We start from the raw sequence: 325 nt of genomic DNA on the forward strand, positions 1-325 counted from the left end.
GTTGATCGGGGAAGGCCCGGACAAGTGGAAGACGGTGGTGATGCCACCGGGTTCCGAGCATGCCGGGCGCATCGGCTGGATCGCCCCTGCCTCGATCGATCCCTCTCAGACTCCGCAGGTGAATGACCGTCACCATGCCGGGGAGCTGAAAGCGGCTGCCCTGACCGGGATTCGGAAACGGACGCGCACGCGCCCGGCGGTCCGGTGCGGGTTGCGTCCCTAATTCCCGTGGCAGCCCCACCCAATGGTGGGGCCCCGTGGGTTGCTTCCCTCCCCAATGCTCGTGCGTGGCTGGCGTGCGCAAAGCACGGGGAAGCGTGGTCGC

Annotated in this window: 1 pseudogene; it reads left to right on the forward strand. The window is 68.0% G+C overall.

Features of this window, described 5'->3' with window-relative positions:
• Positions 1-223: pseudogene (locus ACAM49_RS40395) on the forward strand (HNH endonuclease); the annotation flags it as partial.
• Positions 224-325: the final 102 nt, after the last annotated feature.

Source organism: Nocardia sp. JMUB6875, from assembly GCF_041154655.1.
Taxonomy (GTDB): domain Bacteria; phylum Actinomycetota; class Actinomycetes; order Mycobacteriales; family Mycobacteriaceae; genus Nocardia.